Here is a 17,988-nt window from a genome sequence, read left to right on the forward strand (position 1 = left end):
AGACGGTCGGCGGTCAGCGAACGGTCAGCGCGTTCCTGACCGTTTCCTTACCGTCCGGCCGGACAATGGGGTGATGAGAGTGCTGATCGTGGAGGACGAGATCGACCTCGCCACGAGCCTGGCCGAGGGGCTACGCGCCGATGGGTACACGGTCGACGTCGCTCACGACGGCGCGACCGCGCTCAGCCGGATTCAGCTCAGCGATCCGGAGGTGATGGTGCTGGACCGCAACCTGCCCATCCTCGACGGTGACACCGTCTGCCGGACCCTGTCGGCCATGCGCCACCCCGTACGCATTCTCATGCTGACCGCCGCCGCCGGACTTGACGACCGCGTCGAAGGCCTGGACCTCGGTGCGGACGACTACCTGACGAAGCCCTTCGCCTACCGTGAGCTGACCGCCCGCATCAACGCCCTCGCCCGCCGGCTCGACCCCGGCGATACCTCCCGCAGCGTTGCGGACCTCATCGTGGACGCTGCTGGGCAGAAGGTGACCCGGCGCGGAATACCGGTGCGCCTCAGCACCAAGGAGTACGCGGTACTCGAAGCCCTTGTTGTCGCAAACGGAGGTCTCGTGACCTATCGGCAGCTCATCGACCATGCCTGGGACGAGGACTACAACACCGAACGCGCCGCCGTGAAGATGGCCGTCTACTCCCTCCGCCGTAAGCTCGGCACACCGGACCTGATTGTCGCTGAGCATGGACGCGGTTATCGAATCGAGGCCCCGTCATGAGTCGCCGGACGCCCCGCCTGCACAGCTTCCGCACCCGACTCACGGTGACCTTCACCGCCGCGTTTCTCACCGCCGGAATCGTCCTGCTCGCCGTCGTCTATATCGCGGTGGCTCACCTGTTCGACACCGCTCAGCACGGCGGGGTCAATGAGTTCATCGGCACCGACGGCACGGTGGTTGCTTGGCAGAGCGGCGACCCGCTACTCGAACCGGGTTCCGTCACATACCCCGGCGAGCTGCCAACGGGGGGAATCCAAGGAGTTATTGATCGGACCCAGGTCACGCTTCGCGACGACATACTCGCCGGCCTCGTGTGGTGGTGCCTGGGAATCCTCGCCGTCTTCGCCGTCTTCGCTGCTTTCGCCGCATCCAGGCTCTCCCGCGCCGCCCTCGCCCGGATCGCCGACATCACCTCGTCCGCTCGTTCCATCACCCAACACCAACTCGACGCACGGCTGAACCTGCCCGGCCCGACCGACGAGATCAAGGAACTCGGCGACACGATCGACCAGATGCTTGACCGGCTCGAAGATTCCTTCGCCCGGCAACGCGAGTTCATCGCCAACGCCTCCCACGAACTCCGTACCCCGGTCGCCACGGCCCGCACGGCCCTCGAAATCCCCCTCGAACAGGGACGGGTCCCCACCCAACTCGAACCAGCCGTCACCCGTGCGCTCACCGCGACCAAGCGCAGCGAGACCATCCTCAACGCCCTTCTGGATCTCGCCCGCGCCGAGACTTCCCGGCTGGGGAAACCAGAGCCGGTCGACTTGGCTGCGGCGATCCGCGAAGCCCTGACCGACCTCGACGGGCTGATCGTCACCCGCGGCCTGGACATCACCGTCGAAACAACGGACAGGCCGCTCACCGCTGACAAGACGCTGATCGAACAGTTCCTTCGCAATGCCATCATCAACGCAGTGCGACACAACATCGACAAAGGCCAGGTCAGCATCCGAACCCTGGCCCACGCCGACGGCATCGACATCACCATCTCAAACACCGGGGAGCCCGTCGACCCCGACACGATCGACGATCTCACCGCACCCTTCAACCACGGCAGAACCACTCGGCTCGCACAGGATCAGAACCCGGGCTACGGGCTGGGCCTGGCCATCATGAAGCGCATCATCGAACGCCACAACGGCACACTGACCATCACCGCCCGAGAGAACGGCGGCCTCGTCGTCCACGCGCACGTACCGGACCTCGCCTGCCAGCCGCGCAGAGACTGGTCACGCCGAAGTCGAGCGTGAAGCCGAAGTTCCGCCAGGCGATATGTAGCTGGCCGCCGGCATCGCGCACGCCAGGTGGAACAGCCACTCGGCGGCGACCCGCAGGCGCTTCGTCCAGGATCCACCGCCCCGGCCGTGTGAGGGTCGGCCCAGGCGCAGATATCAACACGGATGCCCATGTTCTTACCGGTGCCGCAGCGGTCTATGCCGCCCGGCAGCCCGCACCGACCCGCTCGACACCTGGCGCGCCACCGCCTTCACCCCGGACCACCTCGAACAGGCGATCACCGCCATGGCCGACGCCCCACCGGCGCCAGAGGCTTCCCCGACAGGTTCACCTACGGACCCGGAAAGATCCGGACGCGATGTCGAGATCTCGGGACTGGCTTCGTCCCCGAGGTGAACACGACCAAAATGGGTCGCACCAGCATCGAGGAGAAACACGATGGCCAAGTATTTGCTGCTCAAGCACTACCGCGGCGCTCCGGCTGCGGTCAACGACGTGCCCATGGACCGGTGGACGCCGGAGGAGATCTCGGCCCACGTGCAGTACATGAACGACTTCGCGGCCCGGCTCGAAGGGACCGGCGAGTACGTCGACGGTCAGGCGCTCGCCCCCGAGGGGACGTTCGTCCGGTACGACGGCGAGGGTCGCCCGCCGGTCACCGACGGCCCGTTCGCCGAGACCAAGGACCTCATCGCCGGCTGGATGGTGATCGACGTCGACAGCTACGAGCGCGCCGTCGAGCTGGCCGGGAACCTGTCGGCCGCCCCCGGGGCAGGCGGGAAGCCGATCCACGAGTGGCTTGAGTTGCGCCCGTTCCTGGCCGCGCCGCCCACCATCACGGAGTGACCTCGCAGGTGTTCGAGGTCCTGCTCCGGAGCCTCACGCCGAACGTGCTCGGAATCCTCGTCCGCCGCGGAGCCGACTTCGCGGCGGCCGAGGACGCCGTGCAGGACGCGCTGGTCGAGGCGGTCCGCGTCTGGCCGGCGGACCCGCCGCGGGACCCGAAGGGCTGGCTGGTCACCGTGGCCTGGCGCCGGTTCCTCGACGCGACCCGCGCGGACGCCGCCCGCCGCCGGCGTGAGGACCTCGTCGACGAGGAACCGGCACCAGGGCCCACGTCCGCGGTGGACGACACGCTCCAGCTCTACTTCCTGTGTGCCCACCCGTCGCTGACACCGTCGTCCGCGGTCGCGCTCACGCTGCGCGCCGTCGGCGGGCTGACCACCCGCCAGATCGCCCAGGCATACCTGGTGCCCGAGGCGACCATGGCGCAGCGCATCAGCCGGGCCAAGCGCACCGTCTCCGGCGTGCGGCTGGACCAGCCCGGCGGCGTCGCCACCGTGCTGCGCGTCCTCTACCTGGTCTTCAACGAGGGCTACTCCGGCGACGTCGACCTCGCCGCCGAGGCCATCCGGCTCACCCGGCAACTCGCGGCCGCGATCGACCACCCCGAGGTGGCGGGACTGCTCGCCCTCATGCTGCTCCACCACGCCCGGCGCGCCGCCCGGACCGCGCCCGACGGCAGCCTGGTGCCGCTCGCCGAGCAGGACCGCCGCCGGTGGGACACCAGGTCGATCGCCGAGGGCGTCGAGATCCTTCAGGCGGCCCTCGCCCGCGACCGGCTGGGCGATTTCCAGGCCCAGGCCGCCATCGCGGCGCTCCACGCTGACGCGCCCACCGCCGAGGAGACCGACTGGGTGCAGATCGTCGAGTGGTACGACGAGCTCACGCGCCTGACCGACAGCCCGGTCGTCCGCCTCAACCGCGCGGTGGCCGTCGGCGAGGCCGACGGACCACGCGCCGGCCTGGCGGCCCTCGCGGCACTGAACGACTCACTGCCCCGCCACGCCGCGGTGGCGGCGCACCTCCACGAGCGCGACGGCGCCCTGGCGACGGCGGCACGCCTGTACGCCGAGGCAGCCCAGAAGGCACCCAACCTCGCCGAGCGCGACCACCTGACGCGCCAGGCCGCCCGGCTCAACGCCCTCCTTCTGTCGCCGACAGGCGTCCCTGGCGCGTGACGGGCATACGCTGTCGCTCCACGCATGGCTTGCCGAGTTCGCCGCTGCCTCGCGGCGATCGGGTAACCGAACGATGTCGTCGAGCAGGATCTCGAGCATGCCGGAACCGTCCGGCCCGGTGTCGTCGTACGGTGATCGCCGGCGTGGCGCTCGGCGGCCCGACACCGACCGATGTGGCGCGCCTGCCACCCTGGTCGGCCTGACCCGAGGACCGCGCCAACCTCCCCCTGGCCCAGACCCGCAACCGCCTCCCCGACCCAGCACCGCGGTGTGTCGGGCCCGCACTTTCACGGAAAGAGTGGCCTCCGGGCGCGAAATGACCACTCTTTCCGTGAAAGTGCGTGGATCTTGCCCCCTCCTCGGAGCAGCGGTTCGGTAGCGAGGTACGGCGGCCGGGGCAGTCGCACGTGACCGGAACGACCCGTAGCGGGGCTCCGGTGGTGGCCCGGCCGCTCTCCGTGTCGACAATGGAGCGGTGTCACGGACGGAATCGTGGGCGATGGACGCGCCGACCGGCGACGAGAGGCGGCCGGCCGCGTCGTCAAACCGGCACGGGCACCACACGGGGAGGTCGGTGATGGGCACACTGCGGGCCGAGACGGTGGACACGGCGGGGCTGCCGCCGGCGGAGCGGTGGCCCTTCTGGGTCGACATGTCGGCACGGGTCTCCGCGCCGATCGCGTTCGCCAGCGACCACGCGGCCGACTTCCGGGGCCGCGCCCGGCTGGTCGACCTGGGCGGTGGGATCCAGCTGACCCGGTTCCGCTACCAGTCCCTGATCGGGCGGCGGACCGCCCGACTGATCCGCCAGGCCGACCCGGAGGTCTACCAGATCCCGCTGACGGTCGCCGGCACCAGCGCGATCAGCGCCCGGCGCCGGGACACCGCGATGGGCAGCGGTGACTTCGCGCTCATCGACTGGGGTCGACCACACGACATCATGCACGCCAGCCGCCAACACGGCCGGGAGGACGCCGCCTCGGCCACCGTGGTCATCTCCCGGGCGCTGCTGCCGCTGGACTCGGACAAGGTCGACCGGCTCTCGGCGGTGCGGATCTCGGGCACGCAGGGGCCCGGCGCGCTGCTCGCCCAGCACCTGCACAGGATCACCCGTCATCCCGAGCAGTTCCGCGCCACCGACGCCCCACACCTCGCCGACGTCACCCTCACCCTGGTCTCCCTGCTGCTCGCCCGCCACCTCGACGCCGAGGCCGCCCTCCCCACCGAGATGCGCCAACAGGTCCTGCTCACCCAGGTACGCGACTTCGTCGAGCGCCATCTCGGCGACCCGGACCTGTCCCCCCAGTCCGTCGCCGACGCCCACCACGTCGCCCTGCGCACCCTGCACCGCCTCTTCGCCGACCAGGACGAATCCGTCAGCGGCGTCATCCGCCGACGCCGCCTCGAACGCTGCCGCCGCGACCTCGCGGACCCGCTCCTACGCGACCAGACCGTCCAGGCCATCGGGGCGCGTTGGGGCTTCCGCGACAAGACCCACTTCAGCCGCGCCTTCCGCGCCGCGTACGGCACCAGCCCGCGCGCCTTCCGGGAGAGCCGGTGGCGGGAGACGGGCCGGCCCGACCGGCCCACGGCCGGTGCCGCACCGCCGGAGTGACCCCGTACCGCCCGGCGGGGCGCTTACCCGGACGCACCGTCCGCAACGGCACGGATCGTCAACCTCCCGGCGTCCACTGTCAACTCGGTTCCGCCGCCGCCCACCGATACTGGGGCGGGCCGGCGGGCGGGACCACCGCGGCGGCGGCCCACACGTAACGGGGGGCCGTGGCGAGGCGTCCGCGGCCCACCGTCGCGGGCGACCGCCCGGTGCCGTCCATCCGCGTCCCCAGCCGCGCGACGCGACGATCCCCGTGCGTCGGTCACCGGCCCCGCCGCTCTCCCCCAGGACCGTCGACGGGGCCGGTCAGGCGTCCTCCAGCAGCTCCAGCACCCGTCGCTCCGCCTCCGCCCGGGGCGTGCCCGGTTCCACCGGGGCGACCACCCCGTCGTGGAACAGGTCGACCACCCGGGGGTCCACGTAGGAGGTACGGGCCACGGTCGCGGTGTTGCCGAGCAGCTCGGCGACCTCGCGCATCACCGCCGCCACCGCCCGCCTGCGGGCCGTGACGGAACGGGCCGGCCCGCGGGTGGCCAGTTCGGTGGCCGCCAGCACGGTGGCGTGCCAGGTGCGGAAGTCCTTCGCGGTCATCTCACCGCCGCTGGCGGCGCGCAGGTACTCGTTGACCTCGTCGCTGCGCACGTCCCGCCAGTCCCGGCCGTCCCAGTAGCCGAACAGCCGCTCGGCCCTGCGCCGCCGGCGGCGCAGGTTGGTCAGCACCCGGCACAGCTCCGGGTCCTCGATCCGCCGCACCTGGTCGATGCCGCCCTTGGCGGGGAACTCGAACACCACGCAGCCCCGCCGGCTGCGGGCGTGCTCCGGGCGCAACGTGGAGACGCCGAAGGTGGCGTCGTCGCCGACCGCGTACTGGTCGCTGCCGACCCGGAACATTCCCATGTCGAGCAGGCGGGCGACCGTGGCGAGCACCCGGTCCCGGTTCAGCCCGTGGCCGGACAGGTCGTGCTCCACCCGCTCGCGCAGCACCGGAAGCCGGTGGGCGACCTCCAGCACGTGGTCGAACTTCGCCTCGTCCCGGTTGCGCCGCCACTGCGGGTGGTAGAGGTACTGCTTGCGGCCGGCGGCGTCGATCCCGGTGGCCTGGATGTGCCCGTTGTGGTGCGGCGAGATCCACACCTCCCGCCAGGCCGGCGGGATCACCAGGTCCCGCAGCCGGGGCAGCTCGCCGGGCTCGCGGACCGGCTCGCCCCTGGGGTCGAGGAAGGTCCAGCCCCTGCCGCTTCGCCGGCGGCCGTACCCCGGCCTGCCCGGATCGCTACGCCGTAACCGCACCGGAGATCCGCACCGCCCGTTCCGCGTCGTCCACGGCCGCCAGCACCTCGTCGAGGCGGACGGCCGCCAGTGTCGAATCGGTTGTTACCCCATCGAACACCGTCCAATCGCCCCACGCTCCGGGAGGCTGGACGGCGGGCCGGTCGCGCGGGCCACCGTCGCCGTGCCAGAGCACCCGATGCCACGGGCGGTCCGGCGGCGGCCCCCACCGCGCCGGCGCGACGGGGCCGAAGAGCACCACCGACGCGGTGCCGTACCCGGTGGCGAGGTGGGCGACGCCGGTGTCCCCGCTGACCACCAGCCGGGCGTGGGCGACGAGGGCGGCGAGGTCGCCGAGGTCCGTGCGGCCGGCGAGCACCGCGTCCGGTGCGAGCCCCCCGTGGTACGCCACCCACCCGGCCAGCTCCCGCTCGCCCGCCGAGCCGGTGACCACCACCCGGTGTCCCCGGCCGGTCAGCTCCCGGGCCAGCGCCGCGAATCGCCGGGCCGGCCAGCGCTTGGCCGCGACCTTGCTGCCGGGGTGCACCACCGTCGCCCCGGTCGGCACGCCGCCGGGCGCGGGACGGCACAGGGCGAGGTCGGCGCGGTCGGCGCGGAGGCCGTACCAGCCGAGCAGGCGGCACCACCGGTCGACCTCGTGCTCGTCGGCCCGCCAGTCGGGGCCGTCGGCGTGGCCGGCGTCGGGACTGGCGAAGGCGAGCAGCCGGCCGGGGCGGGTGGCGGCCAGCACGCGGTGCGACCGGGGGCCACGGCCGTGCAGGTTGACCGCCAGCTCCGGCGGCGGGCCGGGCCACCCCAGGTTCCCCAGGCCGTCCGCCGGCACCAGGCGGTCGACGCCGCCGACCAGGTCGACCAGGGGAGCCAGCCAGCGCGGGGCGGCCAGGGCCAGCTTCCGGTCGGGGTACGCGGCACGCAGGGCGCGCAGCGCCGGCACCCCGGTGGCGAGGTCGCCGACGCCGAGCGCCCGGAGCACGAGGATCACGGGTACGACGACTCCCGCTCGGCGCAGACCACCAGCTCGCGGACGGCGCTGCCGGGCGGTTGGGACAGGGCGAACATGACTGCGGCGGCGGTGTCGGCGGGGTCGTTCAGGTTGGCGTCCGGGCCGGGCCGGTACTGCGCGTCCCGCTCGTCGAAGAAGGCGGTGCGCATCCCGCCGGGGACGAGCAGGGTGACGCCGACCGCCCCGGCCAGCTCGGCGGCGAGGGCGCGGGTGAAGCCGACCACGCCGAACTTCGCGGCGCAGTACGCGGTGGCGTCGCTGACGGCCTTCACGCCGAGGGTGGAGGCGACCGTGACGACGTTGCCCCGCGACTCCTCCAGCCAGGGCAGGGCGGCCCGGATCACCGCGGCGGTGGCGAGCAGGTCGACGGCGATGATCCGGTCCCAGGTCTCCCCGGGCACGTCGGCGAGCCGACCGGGCACGTCGATGCCGGCGGCGGTGACGACGGCGTCGAGGCCCCCGGAGCGCTCGGCGAGCCGCCGGGTGGCCGCCTCGGCGGCGCGGGTGTCGGCCAGGTCGCACTCGATCCACGGCACCCCGTCGGCCGGGGCGTTGCGGTCCAGCACCAGCGGCCGGCCGCCGGCCCGGGCCACGGCCGTCACCACGGCCGCCCCCAATCCGCTCGACCCGCCTGTCACCAGGACGGTCGGTCCCGTCCCCACAGCGTTGCCGGTCATGGTGCCCCCTTCGCCGCCGCGACGTCCACGCCTACCGCCACGCCCGGCGGCGGCCCGGGCACCCGGTCGCCGGGCCCGGTCGTCCCGCCGCCGGCGCGGGCGGCGGCGATCATGTCGGTGGTGGAGCGCCCGTCGAGGTACGGCACGACCACCGTGTGCCCGCCCCAACGGCTCAGCAGCTCCGCCTCGGGCAGCCCCGACTCGCCGCCACCGGTGGCGTAGTCGCCGCCCTTGACCCAGATGTCGGGGCGCAGCCAGGTCAGGGCCGCCTGCGGGGTGGGCTCGTCGAAGACCAGCACCGCGTCGACGCAGCCCAGCGCCGCCAGCAGCCGGCCACGGTCGCCCTGCGGCACCACCGGCCGGTCCGGCCCCTTCAGCCCCGTCACGCCGGCGTCGGAGTTGAGGCAGACGACCAGGCAGTCACCGAGCCGGCGGGCCGCCTCCAGGGTGGCCACGTGCCCGGCGTGCAGCAGGTCGAAGCACCCGCCGGTGGCGACGACCGTGCCGCCGGCCGCGCGGACCGCCGCGACCACCGCGGCGGCGGCGCCCACCCCGACCCGGTCGCCGCCGCCGGGGCGGGACCCGGTCACCGGGACCGTCCGGGCCGGCGGCGGCAGGGCCGTGGCCACTCCCCCGGCCGCGACGTACGCCGACGCCTCGGTGACCGCCGCCTGCACCGCCTCGGAGACCAGCGCGCCCCGGGACAGGGCGATGCTGGCGGTCGCGGCGAACCGGTCGCCCGCGCCGCAGGTGTCCCCCTCGGCGCTGGCCGGGGCGGGCACCACCAGCGGCGTCGACCCGGCGTGGCAGAGCAGCGCCCCGTCGCCACCCAGGGTGACGGTGACCGCGCCGGCCCGCCAGCGCCGGCGCAGCTCCTGCGCTCCCCGGGACGCGGTGGCCAGCCGGGACACGCCCGGCCCGGTCTTCACCAGCTCGCGCACCTCCGACTCGTTCGGGGTGGCCAGGTGTACCCCCGGCACCGCCGCCGGGCCCCGGGGGTGCGGGTCCCACACCACGGGCGCGCGGGTCGCCGCGAGCGCGCAGCGCAGGGCCGGTTGCCGGGCCACCCCCCGGCCGTAGTCGCTGACCAGCACGGCGGACGCGGAGGCGAGCAGCCGCAGGGCGGCCTCGCTCGGCTCGCCGGGCTCCCCGGCGGGTCCGCCCCGGTCGTGTCGCAGCAACACCCGCCCCCGGGCGTGCAGCCGGATCTTCTCCGGGGTGGCGCCGCGCAGCGGCAGCGCGTACACCTGCACCCCGGCGGCGGCGAGCAGCGTGCTCAGCCGGGCCCCGCCCTCGTCGTCGGCGAGGGCGGTCACCAGGGCCACCTCGGCGCCCAGCGCGGCGGCGAAGACCGCCGCCAGGCCGGCGCCGCCGGGCCGGTCCACGGCCGTCGACTCGTCGAGCACCGGCACCGGGGAGTCCGGACAGAGCCGGTTCACCACCCCCTCGACGTCCCGGTCGAGCAGGATGTCACCGACCACCACCACAGGTCCCGCCATCAGCTCGCCTCCTCAGCCCGCCTCGACCTGCCGGCCGGCCTCGCCGTCCAGCACCACCTCGACCCCGGCACGCACCGGCCGGTCCGGCCCGCCGGCCACGCCCACCGCCGGCACCACGCCGCCCGGGCCGCGCTCGCCCGCCGCCGCGAGGGCTGCGGGGAGCACCCGGTCGACGTACTCGCAGAGCACATGGACGGAGACCAGGTGCAGCTCCTGGACCACCTGGCTGTCCGGCGAGTCGATGGCGAGGGCGTCGTGGCAGGCGTCGGCGAGGGGGTTGGGGGTGGGACCGGTGAGGGCCCAGCAACGCAGGCCGGCCTCGACGGCGGCGCGGGCCGCGGTGAGGAGGTTGGTGCTGGTGCCGCTGGTGGACATGAGCAGGAGGATGTCGTCCCGCCGGCCGTGGGCGCGGACCTGACGGGCGAAGGTGTGGTCGTAGCCGTAGTCGTTGGCGATGGCGGTGAGGGCGGAGGTCTCCGCGTGCAGGGCGATGGCGGAGAGGGGTTGCCGGTCGTCGCGGAGCTTGCCGACGAGTTCGGCGGTGAGGTGTTGGGCCTCTGCGGCGCTGCCGCCATTGCCGGCCACCAGCAACCGGCCGCCGGCGGCGAGCCGGTGGGCCAGTTCCCCGCCCCACCGGGCCAGCACCTCCTCCGAACTGCGGTACGGCAGCAGGGCCGCGGCCAGGTTGGCCAGGTGCCCGTCGAGCACCGACGGGGCGGCCGGGCCGGCGGAACCGGGCTGGCCGGCGGGACCGGCCGGCGAGGCGGTCGGGCCGGCGGGACCAGGCAGTGCGGCGGCCATCAGGCGACCACCCGGGTGGGCCGGCGCACCGCCGCCACCTGTCCGTACACGTCGATGAGCCGCTCGGCCGTGGCGGCCCAGGAGTAGCTGCGCCGGGCCCGGTCACGGGCCGCCCCGGCGTAGGAGAACCGGCGGATCCGGTCGTCGAGCAGACGCCGGATCGTGACGCCCAGCGCGCGCGGGTCCCGGGCCGGCACCAGGTCGCCGGTCACGCCGTGGAGCACGGTGTCGGTCAGCCCGCCGACGGCCGTGCCGACCACGGGCACCCCGCACGCCATCGCCTCCAACGGGGTCAGCCCGAACGGCTCGTACCAGGGGGCGGCCACCAGCACGTCGGCGGAGCGGTACCAGCGGCTCATCTCCTCGCGGGGCACCGCCCCGACCAGCGTCACCCGGTCGGCCACCCCGCTGGACTCCGCGAGGGCCCGCAGCCGCCGGGCGTGCGGGTCGGTCTCCAGCAGCCCCTCCGGCGGGCCGCCCACCACCACGCACTCGGCGTCCGGCACCAGCGGCATCGCGCGGATCACGTCCTGGAAGCCCTTGCGCTCCACCAGGCGGCCCACGGTGAGCAGGCGGGCCCGCCCCGGGTCCCGCTCGACGGCCGGTCCGAGCGGCCTGAACGTCCCGAGGTTGACCCCGGACGGGACGACGGTGATCCGGGACCGGGGCACCCCGAGCCGGACCAACTCGCCGACCTCGTCCTGGCACTGGGCGACCACCCGGTCGACGGCCCGGCCCAGCTCCCGCTCGTGGGCGATCCGGCGGGGCGGGCTGGTGTCCTGGACGCCCTGGTGGCGGCGCTTCACCGCACCGAGGGCGTGGTACGTCTGCACCACCGGCACCCCGGTCTGCCGGCCGGCTGCCAGCGCGGCCAGGCCGCTCATCCAGAAGTGGGCGTGGATCACCTCGGGCGTCCAGTCCCCGGTGCGCCACCAGTCGACCAGCCGACGGCCGAACGCCCGCATGTGTGGCAGCAGCGCGTCCTTGGCGACCGGCTCGGCCGGCCCGGCCGGCACGTGCACCACGTCGTACCCGTCCGGGCTGCGGACCGTCACCGGCAGGTCCACCGCGTCCCGACGGGTGTACACCCGCACGTCGTGACCGGCGGCAGCGAGCGCGGCGGAGAGCTCCGCGACATGCGTGTTCTGGCCGCCGGCGTCCTCGCCGCCGAGGACGGCGAGCGGGCTGGCGTGCTCCGAGATCATCGCGATGCGCATACTTCCTCCTCCAGCAGCCGGTCCCAGTCAGCGAGGAAACGGTCCAGGCCGTAGCGGTCCCGGGCGGCCCGCCGGGCCGCCGCGCCCGCCCGGCGGGCGGCCGGCGGGTCGTCGAGGAACCGGCGGGTCGCCGCCAGCAGGTCGTCGACGCGGGTGGAGAGCGCGCCCGCCTCCGGCGGCACCGCCACCACCGCCTCGGTGGTGGCCAGCGCGACGACCGGCATGCCGATGCTCATCGCCTCGATCAGGCTGAGCCCGAGCGAGGTCCACCGGCACAGGTGCAGGTACGCCCGCCGCCGGGCCAGCTCGGCGTGCATCCGGTCCTGCGGCACGTCGTCGTGGCTGGTGACCCGGTCGGCGGGCAGCCCCAGCCGGTCGGCCAGCCCGGCGACCCCCATGCCGAAGACGTCCAGCGGGGCGAGGGCGGCGAACCGGGGCAGCAGGTCGGTGCCGGTGACCCGCCAGCGGCGTACCGGCTCGTTGATGACGACGGCGAGCCGGTCGAGTTCGCCGGTCCACTCGACGTCCGGGGCGACGATGCCGTGTTCGACGACGGTGCTGCGGGTGCCGCCGTTGTCCCAGAAGAGCTGGTTGAATCCGGTGACGTGGACGAGCAGCAGATCGTCGCGGTCGGCCATCGGGTGACGGGTGTTGGGCACGTCCCCCTTGGGGGTGTTGTGTTCGACGTAGACGGCCGGCACGTCCCGGCCGACCCGGCGGCCGAGCCACTCGGAGGCCAGGTCGAACTCCTCGGGGCGCTGGAGGACCACCACGTCCACCTCGGCCCGGCGCAGCTCGGCCGGGGTGACCTCGACGGCCCCGGCGGGCCACGGGTAGGTGCGGGCCCGGCCGAGGCCGTAGGGGCCCCGGTCGGGGGTGACCGGCACCAGGTAGCGGTGCCTGCCGTGCACGAAGGACGTGGCCCAGGAGCCGTGCACGTGCCAGACCAGGACGTTCATCGGCCGCTCCCGCCACCGGCCGGCACGGCGAACGCCGGCGACCCGCCCGCCGTGGCGTCGGCGCCGGCCACGCCGCCGGCTCCGGCCGTGGCGGCGGCGCGGGCGGCCCCCGCCGTGGGCACGCCGAGGAGCCGGACCGCGTCGAGGACCGCTGCCGGGTCGACCCCGGCGAGGCAGGGGTGCCCGGCGACCGGGCAGCCCGTCGAGCGGGTGTCACGGCAGGGGGCGTCGGCGTCGCCGAGTCGGACGGTCGGCACCCGGTAGGGCCCCCACTGCCCGAACGGGACGGTCGGGGCGAACAGGCTGACCACCGGGGTGCCGAGCGCGGCGGCGAGGTGGGCGGGGCCGGTGTTGCCGACGACGAGGGCACCGGCGTCGGCGATGATCCCGGCCAGTTCGGCGAGTCCGGTACGTCCGCCGAGGTCGGTGCCCCCGGCGGCGGCGACCCGGGCGGTCAGTTCCCGCTCGCCGGGCCCGCCGGTGACCACCACCCGGTGACCGGCGTCGGCGAGCACCCGGACGATCCGGGCGGCCAACTCCGGCGGGCAGGCCCGGGCCGAGGCCGACGAGCCGGGGTGCACGACCACGTACCCGGGCGGGCCGAGCTGCGACGGCGCGGCCGGCACCGCGTCCCGGCGCAGGCGCAGTCGGGGTTCGTCGTCGGCGGGCAGGGCGTGACCGGCGGCGGCGGCCAACGACAGGGCCCGCTCCGGCTCCGGCACCCCCGACGGGACCCGGTGACGCACATCCAACAGGCTCCCCGGGTAGTCGTCGCTGATCGCGGCGATCCGGGGCACCCCGGCCAGGCGCAGCAGCAGGGCCAGCGGCAGCGGCGACTGGTGGAAGCTGGTGAAGATCACCGCCTCGTCCGCCCCCACCGCCGCCAGCCGCCGCACCAGCCGACCGATCCGCTGCGGGTCGACCGGGGCCGGGTTCGGGTCGATCCATTCCAGGGGCCACTCGACGACCTCGTCCACCCCCGGCAGCAACCCCGCCGCCGCCCGCCCCCGGGGGCCGCACAACAGCACCACCCGCCGCGCGTGCGCCGCCACCGCCCGCAACCCCGGACCGGTCACCAGCACGTCCCCCGCCGAGTCCGACCGCACCACCAACACCGTTCCCGCCGTACGCGGCACGGCGGGAACGACGGCAGCCTGTCGGCGCAGGATCTCCTCCACCGCGGCCGGCAGCGTCGGGGCGGTGTGCGGGGCGGCGGCGACCTCCTCGGCCCGGGTCACCGGCGTCGGCACCATCACCCCGGACGCGCCGGCCGCGAGGGCGGCGGTCATGTCCCGACCGATGTCCCCCACCACCACGCACCGCCCCGGAGTCGTGCCCAGATCGGCGGCGGCGGCGCGTACCAGCCCCGGCGCCGGCTTACGGCACCCACACCCGGCCCCGTCGTCGTGCGGGCACACCCGCCAGGTGTCGAACGGCCCCAGCAGCTCCTCGATCCGCGCGTGCACCCGACCCATCTGCCCGGCGGTGAAACACCCCCGGGCCAGGCCCGACTGGTTCGTCACCACCCCCAGCCGCAGCCCCGCCGCCCGCAACCGGTCGAGGGCCTCCCGCGCCCCCGGCATCGGCCGTACCTTCTCCGGCTCCCCGTTGTACGGCACGTCCTCGACCAACGTCCCGTCCCGGTCCAACAGCACGGCGTCGAACAGGACACCGCCGGACGCACCGCGGTCAGCACCCGGGTCCACCCGGGCTGACCTGCGCCGATCCGGCTCCAACTGGTCCCGTCGCACGGGCGGCGGGTTCCCTGCGCCCCGAGGAGTAAACGTCGGCCCCGGCGCGCTACCACCGCCGCACCGGAGAAGCTGACCCACCGGGTCGTTAGCCCCGCCCGGAGCCGGGTATGGGAGCGCAGTGGCGATTGTGGAGAAAGTGATCGGAGCATCCCCACAGCGGGTCTTCGACGTCCTCGCGGACGGCTGGACGTACAGCGACTGGGTGGTCGGCACGGTGCACGTGCGCGACGTCGACGACACCTGGCCCCGGGTCGGCGCCCGGCTGCACCACAAGGCCGGACCGTGGCCGTTCTCCCTCCAGGACGTCTCCACCGTGCTGGTCCACGAGCCGCCGCGCAAGCTGGTGCTCAGGGCCGGGCTGTGGCCGGCCGGCGAGGCGATCGTGGTGTTCACCCTGGAACCGGTCGGCGAGCACGCCACCCGGGTCCGCATCGGCGAGGACTTCGCCGCCGGCCCGCTGCGCTGGATCCGGAACAAGCTCAACGACCTGGTGCTGCACCAGCGCAACAAGGAGACGCTGCGCCGCCTCGCCGACATCTCGACCCGGCAGAAGGCGGACCGGTGACCGGCCGCCCAACCGGGAAACACACCACGTCACACGTGCCGGACGGGGAGCCCTTACGACAGGGAATGGGTAACTGGATACCCTCTTGGTGAACCTGTCGGCAAAGCGAGGATGTCCGTCATGATCGAACCCGTGCTGTTGCCCGAGCCGTGGCGGGACGCGCGCCTGACCGTCGTGGTCCCCACCTACAACGAGGCGGGCAACCTGCCGGTGCTGGTCGAGCGGCTCCTCGCGCTGCCGCTGCCGGGCCTGACGGTGCTGGTCGCCGACGACAACTCGCCGGACGGCACCGGCGATGTGGCCGACAAGCTGACGCTCGAACACCCCGACCGGGTGCGGGTGGTGCACCGGGCCGGCAAGGAGGGGCTCGGCCGGGCGTACGTCGACGGAATCACCCGGGCGCTCGACGGCGGCGCCGAGTACGTGGCGCAGATGGACGCCGACCTGTCGCATCCGCCGGAGGCGCTGCCCGGCATGCTCGGTGCGCTGCTGTCCACCCGGGCGGGGGTGGTCATCGGCTCCCGCTACGTCCCCGGCGGCCAGCTCGACGAGGCGTGGCCGCTGTACCGCCGCGCGCTCAGCGGCTGGGCCAACCTCTACGTACACACGCTGCTGAGGGTGCGCATCCGCGACCTCACGGCGGGCTTCAAGATCTGGCGGGCCGACGCGCTGCGCGACATCGGCCTGGAGCGGGTGCAGTCGAACGGCTACAGCTTCCAGGTGGAGATGCACTACCTGGCCACGAAGCTCGGCCACACCATCCTGGAGGTGCCGATCCGCTTCGAGGAGCGCCGCGACGGCGACTCGAAGATGACCACCGCCACCAAGATCGAGAGCGCGCTGATGCCGTTCAAGCTGCGTACCCGGCACCGCAACATCGAGCGCTGACGGCCCGCCGCCCGGGCGCCCGAAGCGCCCGGGCCCGCGCCACCTTGTCGCCGCTCGGCCACGGGCCGGCGGGCTCCGGCGGACCGGCGGGCTGGCGAGTTCAGCGGTAGACCGCCCGGTGAGCCGCGCCGATCACCCCGGCGTAGAGGCCGCCGGTGAGCGCCCGGTCGCGGGCCAGCGCCGCCCGGGCCGCGTTCGCGCCCGGGGCGCCGTGCACCCCGCCGCCCGGGTGCGCCGAGGAGCTGGCCAGGTACAGCCGGTCCACCGGGGTGTCCGCGCGGCCCAGGCCGGGGATCGGCCGCAGGAAGAGCTGCTGGTACGCCGCGGCGGTGCCGCCGCCCAGCGCCCCGCCGACCAGGCTCGGGTCGCCCCGCTCCAGGTCCGCCGGGCCGGCGACGTGCCGCCCGACGATCCGGGCCCGGAAGCCGGGGGCGGCCGCCTCCAGCACCTCCTCCATCCGGTCCACGTGCGCGGCGACGTCCTCGGCCCGCCAGTTCCGCCGGAACGGCAGGTGGGTGTACGACCAGAGCGACTCGGTCCCGGCCGGCGAGCGGCTCGGGTCGGCGACGCTCATCTGCCCGAGCAGCAGGAACGGGTCCCGGGGGATCTCGCCCCGGGACAGCTCGGCGGCGTAGCCGGTCAGGCCGTCGAGGTCGGCGCCGAGGTGCACGGTGCCGGCGGTGGCCACCGTCGGGTTGGCCCACGGCACCGGCCCGGACAGCGCCCAGTCGACCTTCAGGGTGGACCCGTCCCACCGGAAGTGCGCCAGGTCCTCCACCAGCCGGGGCGGCAGTGCCGCCGGGCCGACCAGGTCCAGGTAGAGCGCGGGGGCGGGCACGTCGGCCAGCACCGCGCGGCGGGCCCGCCAGGCGGTGCCGCCGACGGTGCGTACCCCCATGGCCCGGCCCCGGGCGGTGAGCACCCGGTCCACCCGGGCGTCGTAGAGAATCCGGCCGCCCCGGGCGGTGAGCCGGTCCACCAGCGCGTCGGTGATCCGCTGTGCCCCGCCGACCGGCACCGGCCAGCCGACCTGCTGGCCGAGCATGGCCAGCAGCCAGCCGTACACGCCGGAGCCGGCCTCCTCCGGCGACAGGTCGGTGTGCAGGGCGCAGCCGGCCAGCAGCAGGGTGCCGCCCTCGCCGTCGAACATCTCGTCGCCGAGCTTGCGCACCGGCACGACGAGGCGGCGGGCCAGCCGCAGCGCCCCGCCCACCCTCAGCCGGCGCAGCAGGCCGAGCCCGCCGCGCACGGGCGGGAACGGGGTGGTGATGGCCTCCAGCATCGGCCCGGCGACGTCCAGCCAGTCGGCGTACGAGCGGCGCCACCGCTCGCCGTCGCCGGGCGCGAACGCCTCCAGCGAGGCTGCCGTGGCGTCGAGGTCCCGGTTCAGCACCGCCGCCCGGCCGTCGGGCAGCAGGTGGGCCAGCACGTCGGGGGCTTGGGTCCAGGTCACGCCGTGCCGGTCCAGTTCCAGGCCGGCCAGCACCGGGGAGGCGTACCCGAGGGGGTAGAAGGAGCTGTAAAGGTCGCTGAGGTAGCCGGGGGCGGTCACCTCGGCCGAGCGCACCGCCCCGCCGGGCGCGCCGGTCGCCTCCAGCACCAGCACGTCCCAGCCCGCGTCGGCCAGCAGGTTGGCGGCCACCAGGCCGTTGTGGCCCGCGCCGACGACCACGGCGTCCGCCGTCTGCACCCCGGTCGAGATCATCCGATCCGGCTACCCG

At 74.7% G+C, this 17,988-nt stretch carries 15 protein-coding genes and 1 pseudogene; 7 read left to right on the top strand and 9 right to left on the bottom strand.

Annotation, left to right across the window (positions count from 1 at the left end; translation table 11 throughout):
* Positions 1-73: 73 nt before the first annotated feature.
* The 5 genes from OG559_RS00845 to OG559_RS00865 all read left to right on the top strand — a co-directional run bounded on the left by OG559_RS00845 (position 74) and on the right by OG559_RS00865 (position 5,614).
* On the top strand, positions 74-736 hold the full coding sequence (locus tag OG559_RS00845) for a response regulator transcription factor (protein ID WP_405111080.1): 663 nt from the start codon (positions 74-76) through the stop codon (positions 734-736).
* A 44-nt stretch (positions 737-780) separates the two neighbouring features.
* Positions 781-1,992 carry a sensor histidine kinase gene (locus tag OG559_RS00850; protein WP_405111087.1) on the top strand — a complete coding sequence of 404 codons (1,212 nt, stop codon included), beginning with the start codon at positions 781-783 and terminating at the stop codon, positions 1,990-1,992.
* Positions 1,993-2,416: 424 nt separating this feature from the next.
* Positions 2,417-2,824: a YciI family protein gene (locus OG559_RS00855; RefSeq protein WP_405111090.1), complete on the top strand. Its 408-nt coding sequence runs from the start codon at positions 2,417-2,419 to the stop codon at positions 2,822-2,824.
* 8 nt (positions 2,825-2,832) lie between these two features.
* On the top strand, positions 2,833-3,999 hold the full coding sequence (locus OG559_RS00860) for an RNA polymerase sigma factor (protein ID WP_405116297.1): 1,167 nt from the start codon (positions 2,833-2,835) through the stop codon (positions 3,997-3,999).
* Positions 4,000-4,576: 577 nt separating this feature from the next.
* The gene (locus tag OG559_RS00865) at positions 4,577-5,614 is read left to right on the top strand and encodes a helix-turn-helix domain-containing protein (RefSeq protein WP_405111093.1); all 1,038 of its coding nucleotides are present in this window, start codon (positions 4,577-4,579) and stop codon (positions 5,612-5,614) included.
* 306 nt (positions 5,615-5,920) lie between these two features.
* Here the strand turns inward: OG559_RS00865 and OG559_RS00870 are convergent, their stop codons facing one another.
* The 8 genes and pseudogenes from OG559_RS00870 to OG559_RS00905 all read right to left on the bottom strand — a co-directional run.
* Complete coding sequence (locus OG559_RS00870; RefSeq protein ID WP_405111096.1) at positions 5,921-6,904, bottom strand: DNA topoisomerase IB; 984 nt, start codon at positions 6,902-6,904, stop codon at positions 5,921-5,923.
* Complete coding sequence (locus OG559_RS00875; RefSeq protein ID WP_405111099.1) at positions 6,888-7,886, bottom strand: glycosyltransferase family 9 protein; 999 nt, start codon at positions 7,884-7,886, stop codon at positions 6,888-6,890. Before OG559_RS00875 ends, OG559_RS00870 begins: the two co-directional genes overlap by 17 nt.
* The gene (locus OG559_RS00880; protein WP_405116299.1) at positions 7,883-8,569 is read right to left on the bottom strand and encodes an SDR family oxidoreductase; all 687 of its coding nucleotides are present in this window, start codon (positions 8,567-8,569) and stop codon (positions 7,883-7,885) included. Before OG559_RS00880 ends, OG559_RS00875 begins: the two co-directional genes overlap by 4 nt.
* An 11-nt stretch (positions 8,570-8,580) precedes the next feature.
* On the bottom strand, positions 8,581-10,083 hold the full coding sequence (locus tag OG559_RS00885) for a PfkB family carbohydrate kinase (protein ID WP_405111101.1): 1,503 nt from the start codon (positions 10,081-10,083) through the stop codon (positions 8,581-8,583).
* A gap of 12 nt (positions 10,084-10,095) precedes the next feature.
* Positions 10,096-10,884, bottom strand: a complete 789-nt coding sequence (locus OG559_RS00890; RefSeq protein WP_405111104.1) for an SIS domain-containing protein — start codon at positions 10,882-10,884, stop codon at positions 10,096-10,098.
* Positions 10,884-12,101, bottom strand: a complete 1,218-nt coding sequence (locus OG559_RS00895) for a glycosyltransferase (protein ID WP_405111107.1) — start codon at positions 12,099-12,101, stop codon at positions 10,884-10,886. Before OG559_RS00895 ends, OG559_RS00890 begins: the two co-directional genes overlap by 1 nt.
* A complete protein-coding gene (locus OG559_RS00900; protein WP_396673944.1) occupies positions 12,086-13,060 on the bottom strand; it encodes a glycosyltransferase in 975 nt (324 codons plus the stop codon). Before OG559_RS00900 ends, OG559_RS00895 begins: the two co-directional genes overlap by 16 nt.
* Positions 13,061-13,140: 80 nt before the next feature.
* Positions 13,141-14,811 (bottom strand): annotated as a pseudogene (locus tag OG559_RS00905) (HAD-IIIA family hydrolase); the annotation flags it as partial.
* Positions 14,812-14,950: 139 nt separating this feature from the next.
* On the opposite strand from OG559_RS00905, the gene OG559_RS00910 reads away from it, so the two are divergent.
* Together OG559_RS00910 and OG559_RS00915 are read left to right on the top strand one after the other, a co-directional pair.
* On the top strand, positions 14,951-15,379 hold the full coding sequence (locus tag OG559_RS00910) for an SRPBCC family protein (protein WP_405111111.1): 429 nt from the start codon (positions 14,951-14,953) through the stop codon (positions 15,377-15,379).
* A gap of 120 nt (positions 15,380-15,499) precedes the next feature.
* Positions 15,500-16,267 carry a polyprenol monophosphomannose synthase gene (locus OG559_RS00915; protein WP_405111114.1) on the top strand — a complete coding sequence of 256 codons (768 nt, stop codon included), beginning with the start codon at positions 15,500-15,502 and terminating at the stop codon, positions 16,265-16,267.
* A gap of 100 nt (positions 16,268-16,367) precedes the next feature.
* Here the strand turns inward: OG559_RS00915 and OG559_RS00920 are convergent, their stop codons facing one another.
* Positions 16,368-17,972, bottom strand: a complete 1,605-nt coding sequence (locus OG559_RS00920; protein WP_405111116.1) for a phytoene desaturase family protein — start codon at positions 17,970-17,972, stop codon at positions 16,368-16,370.
* Positions 17,973-17,988: the final 16 nt, after the last annotated feature.

Source organism: Micromonospora sp. NBC_01405 (assembly GCF_045040155.1).
Taxonomy (GTDB): Bacteria; Actinomycetota; Actinomycetes; order Mycobacteriales; family Micromonosporaceae; genus Micromonospora.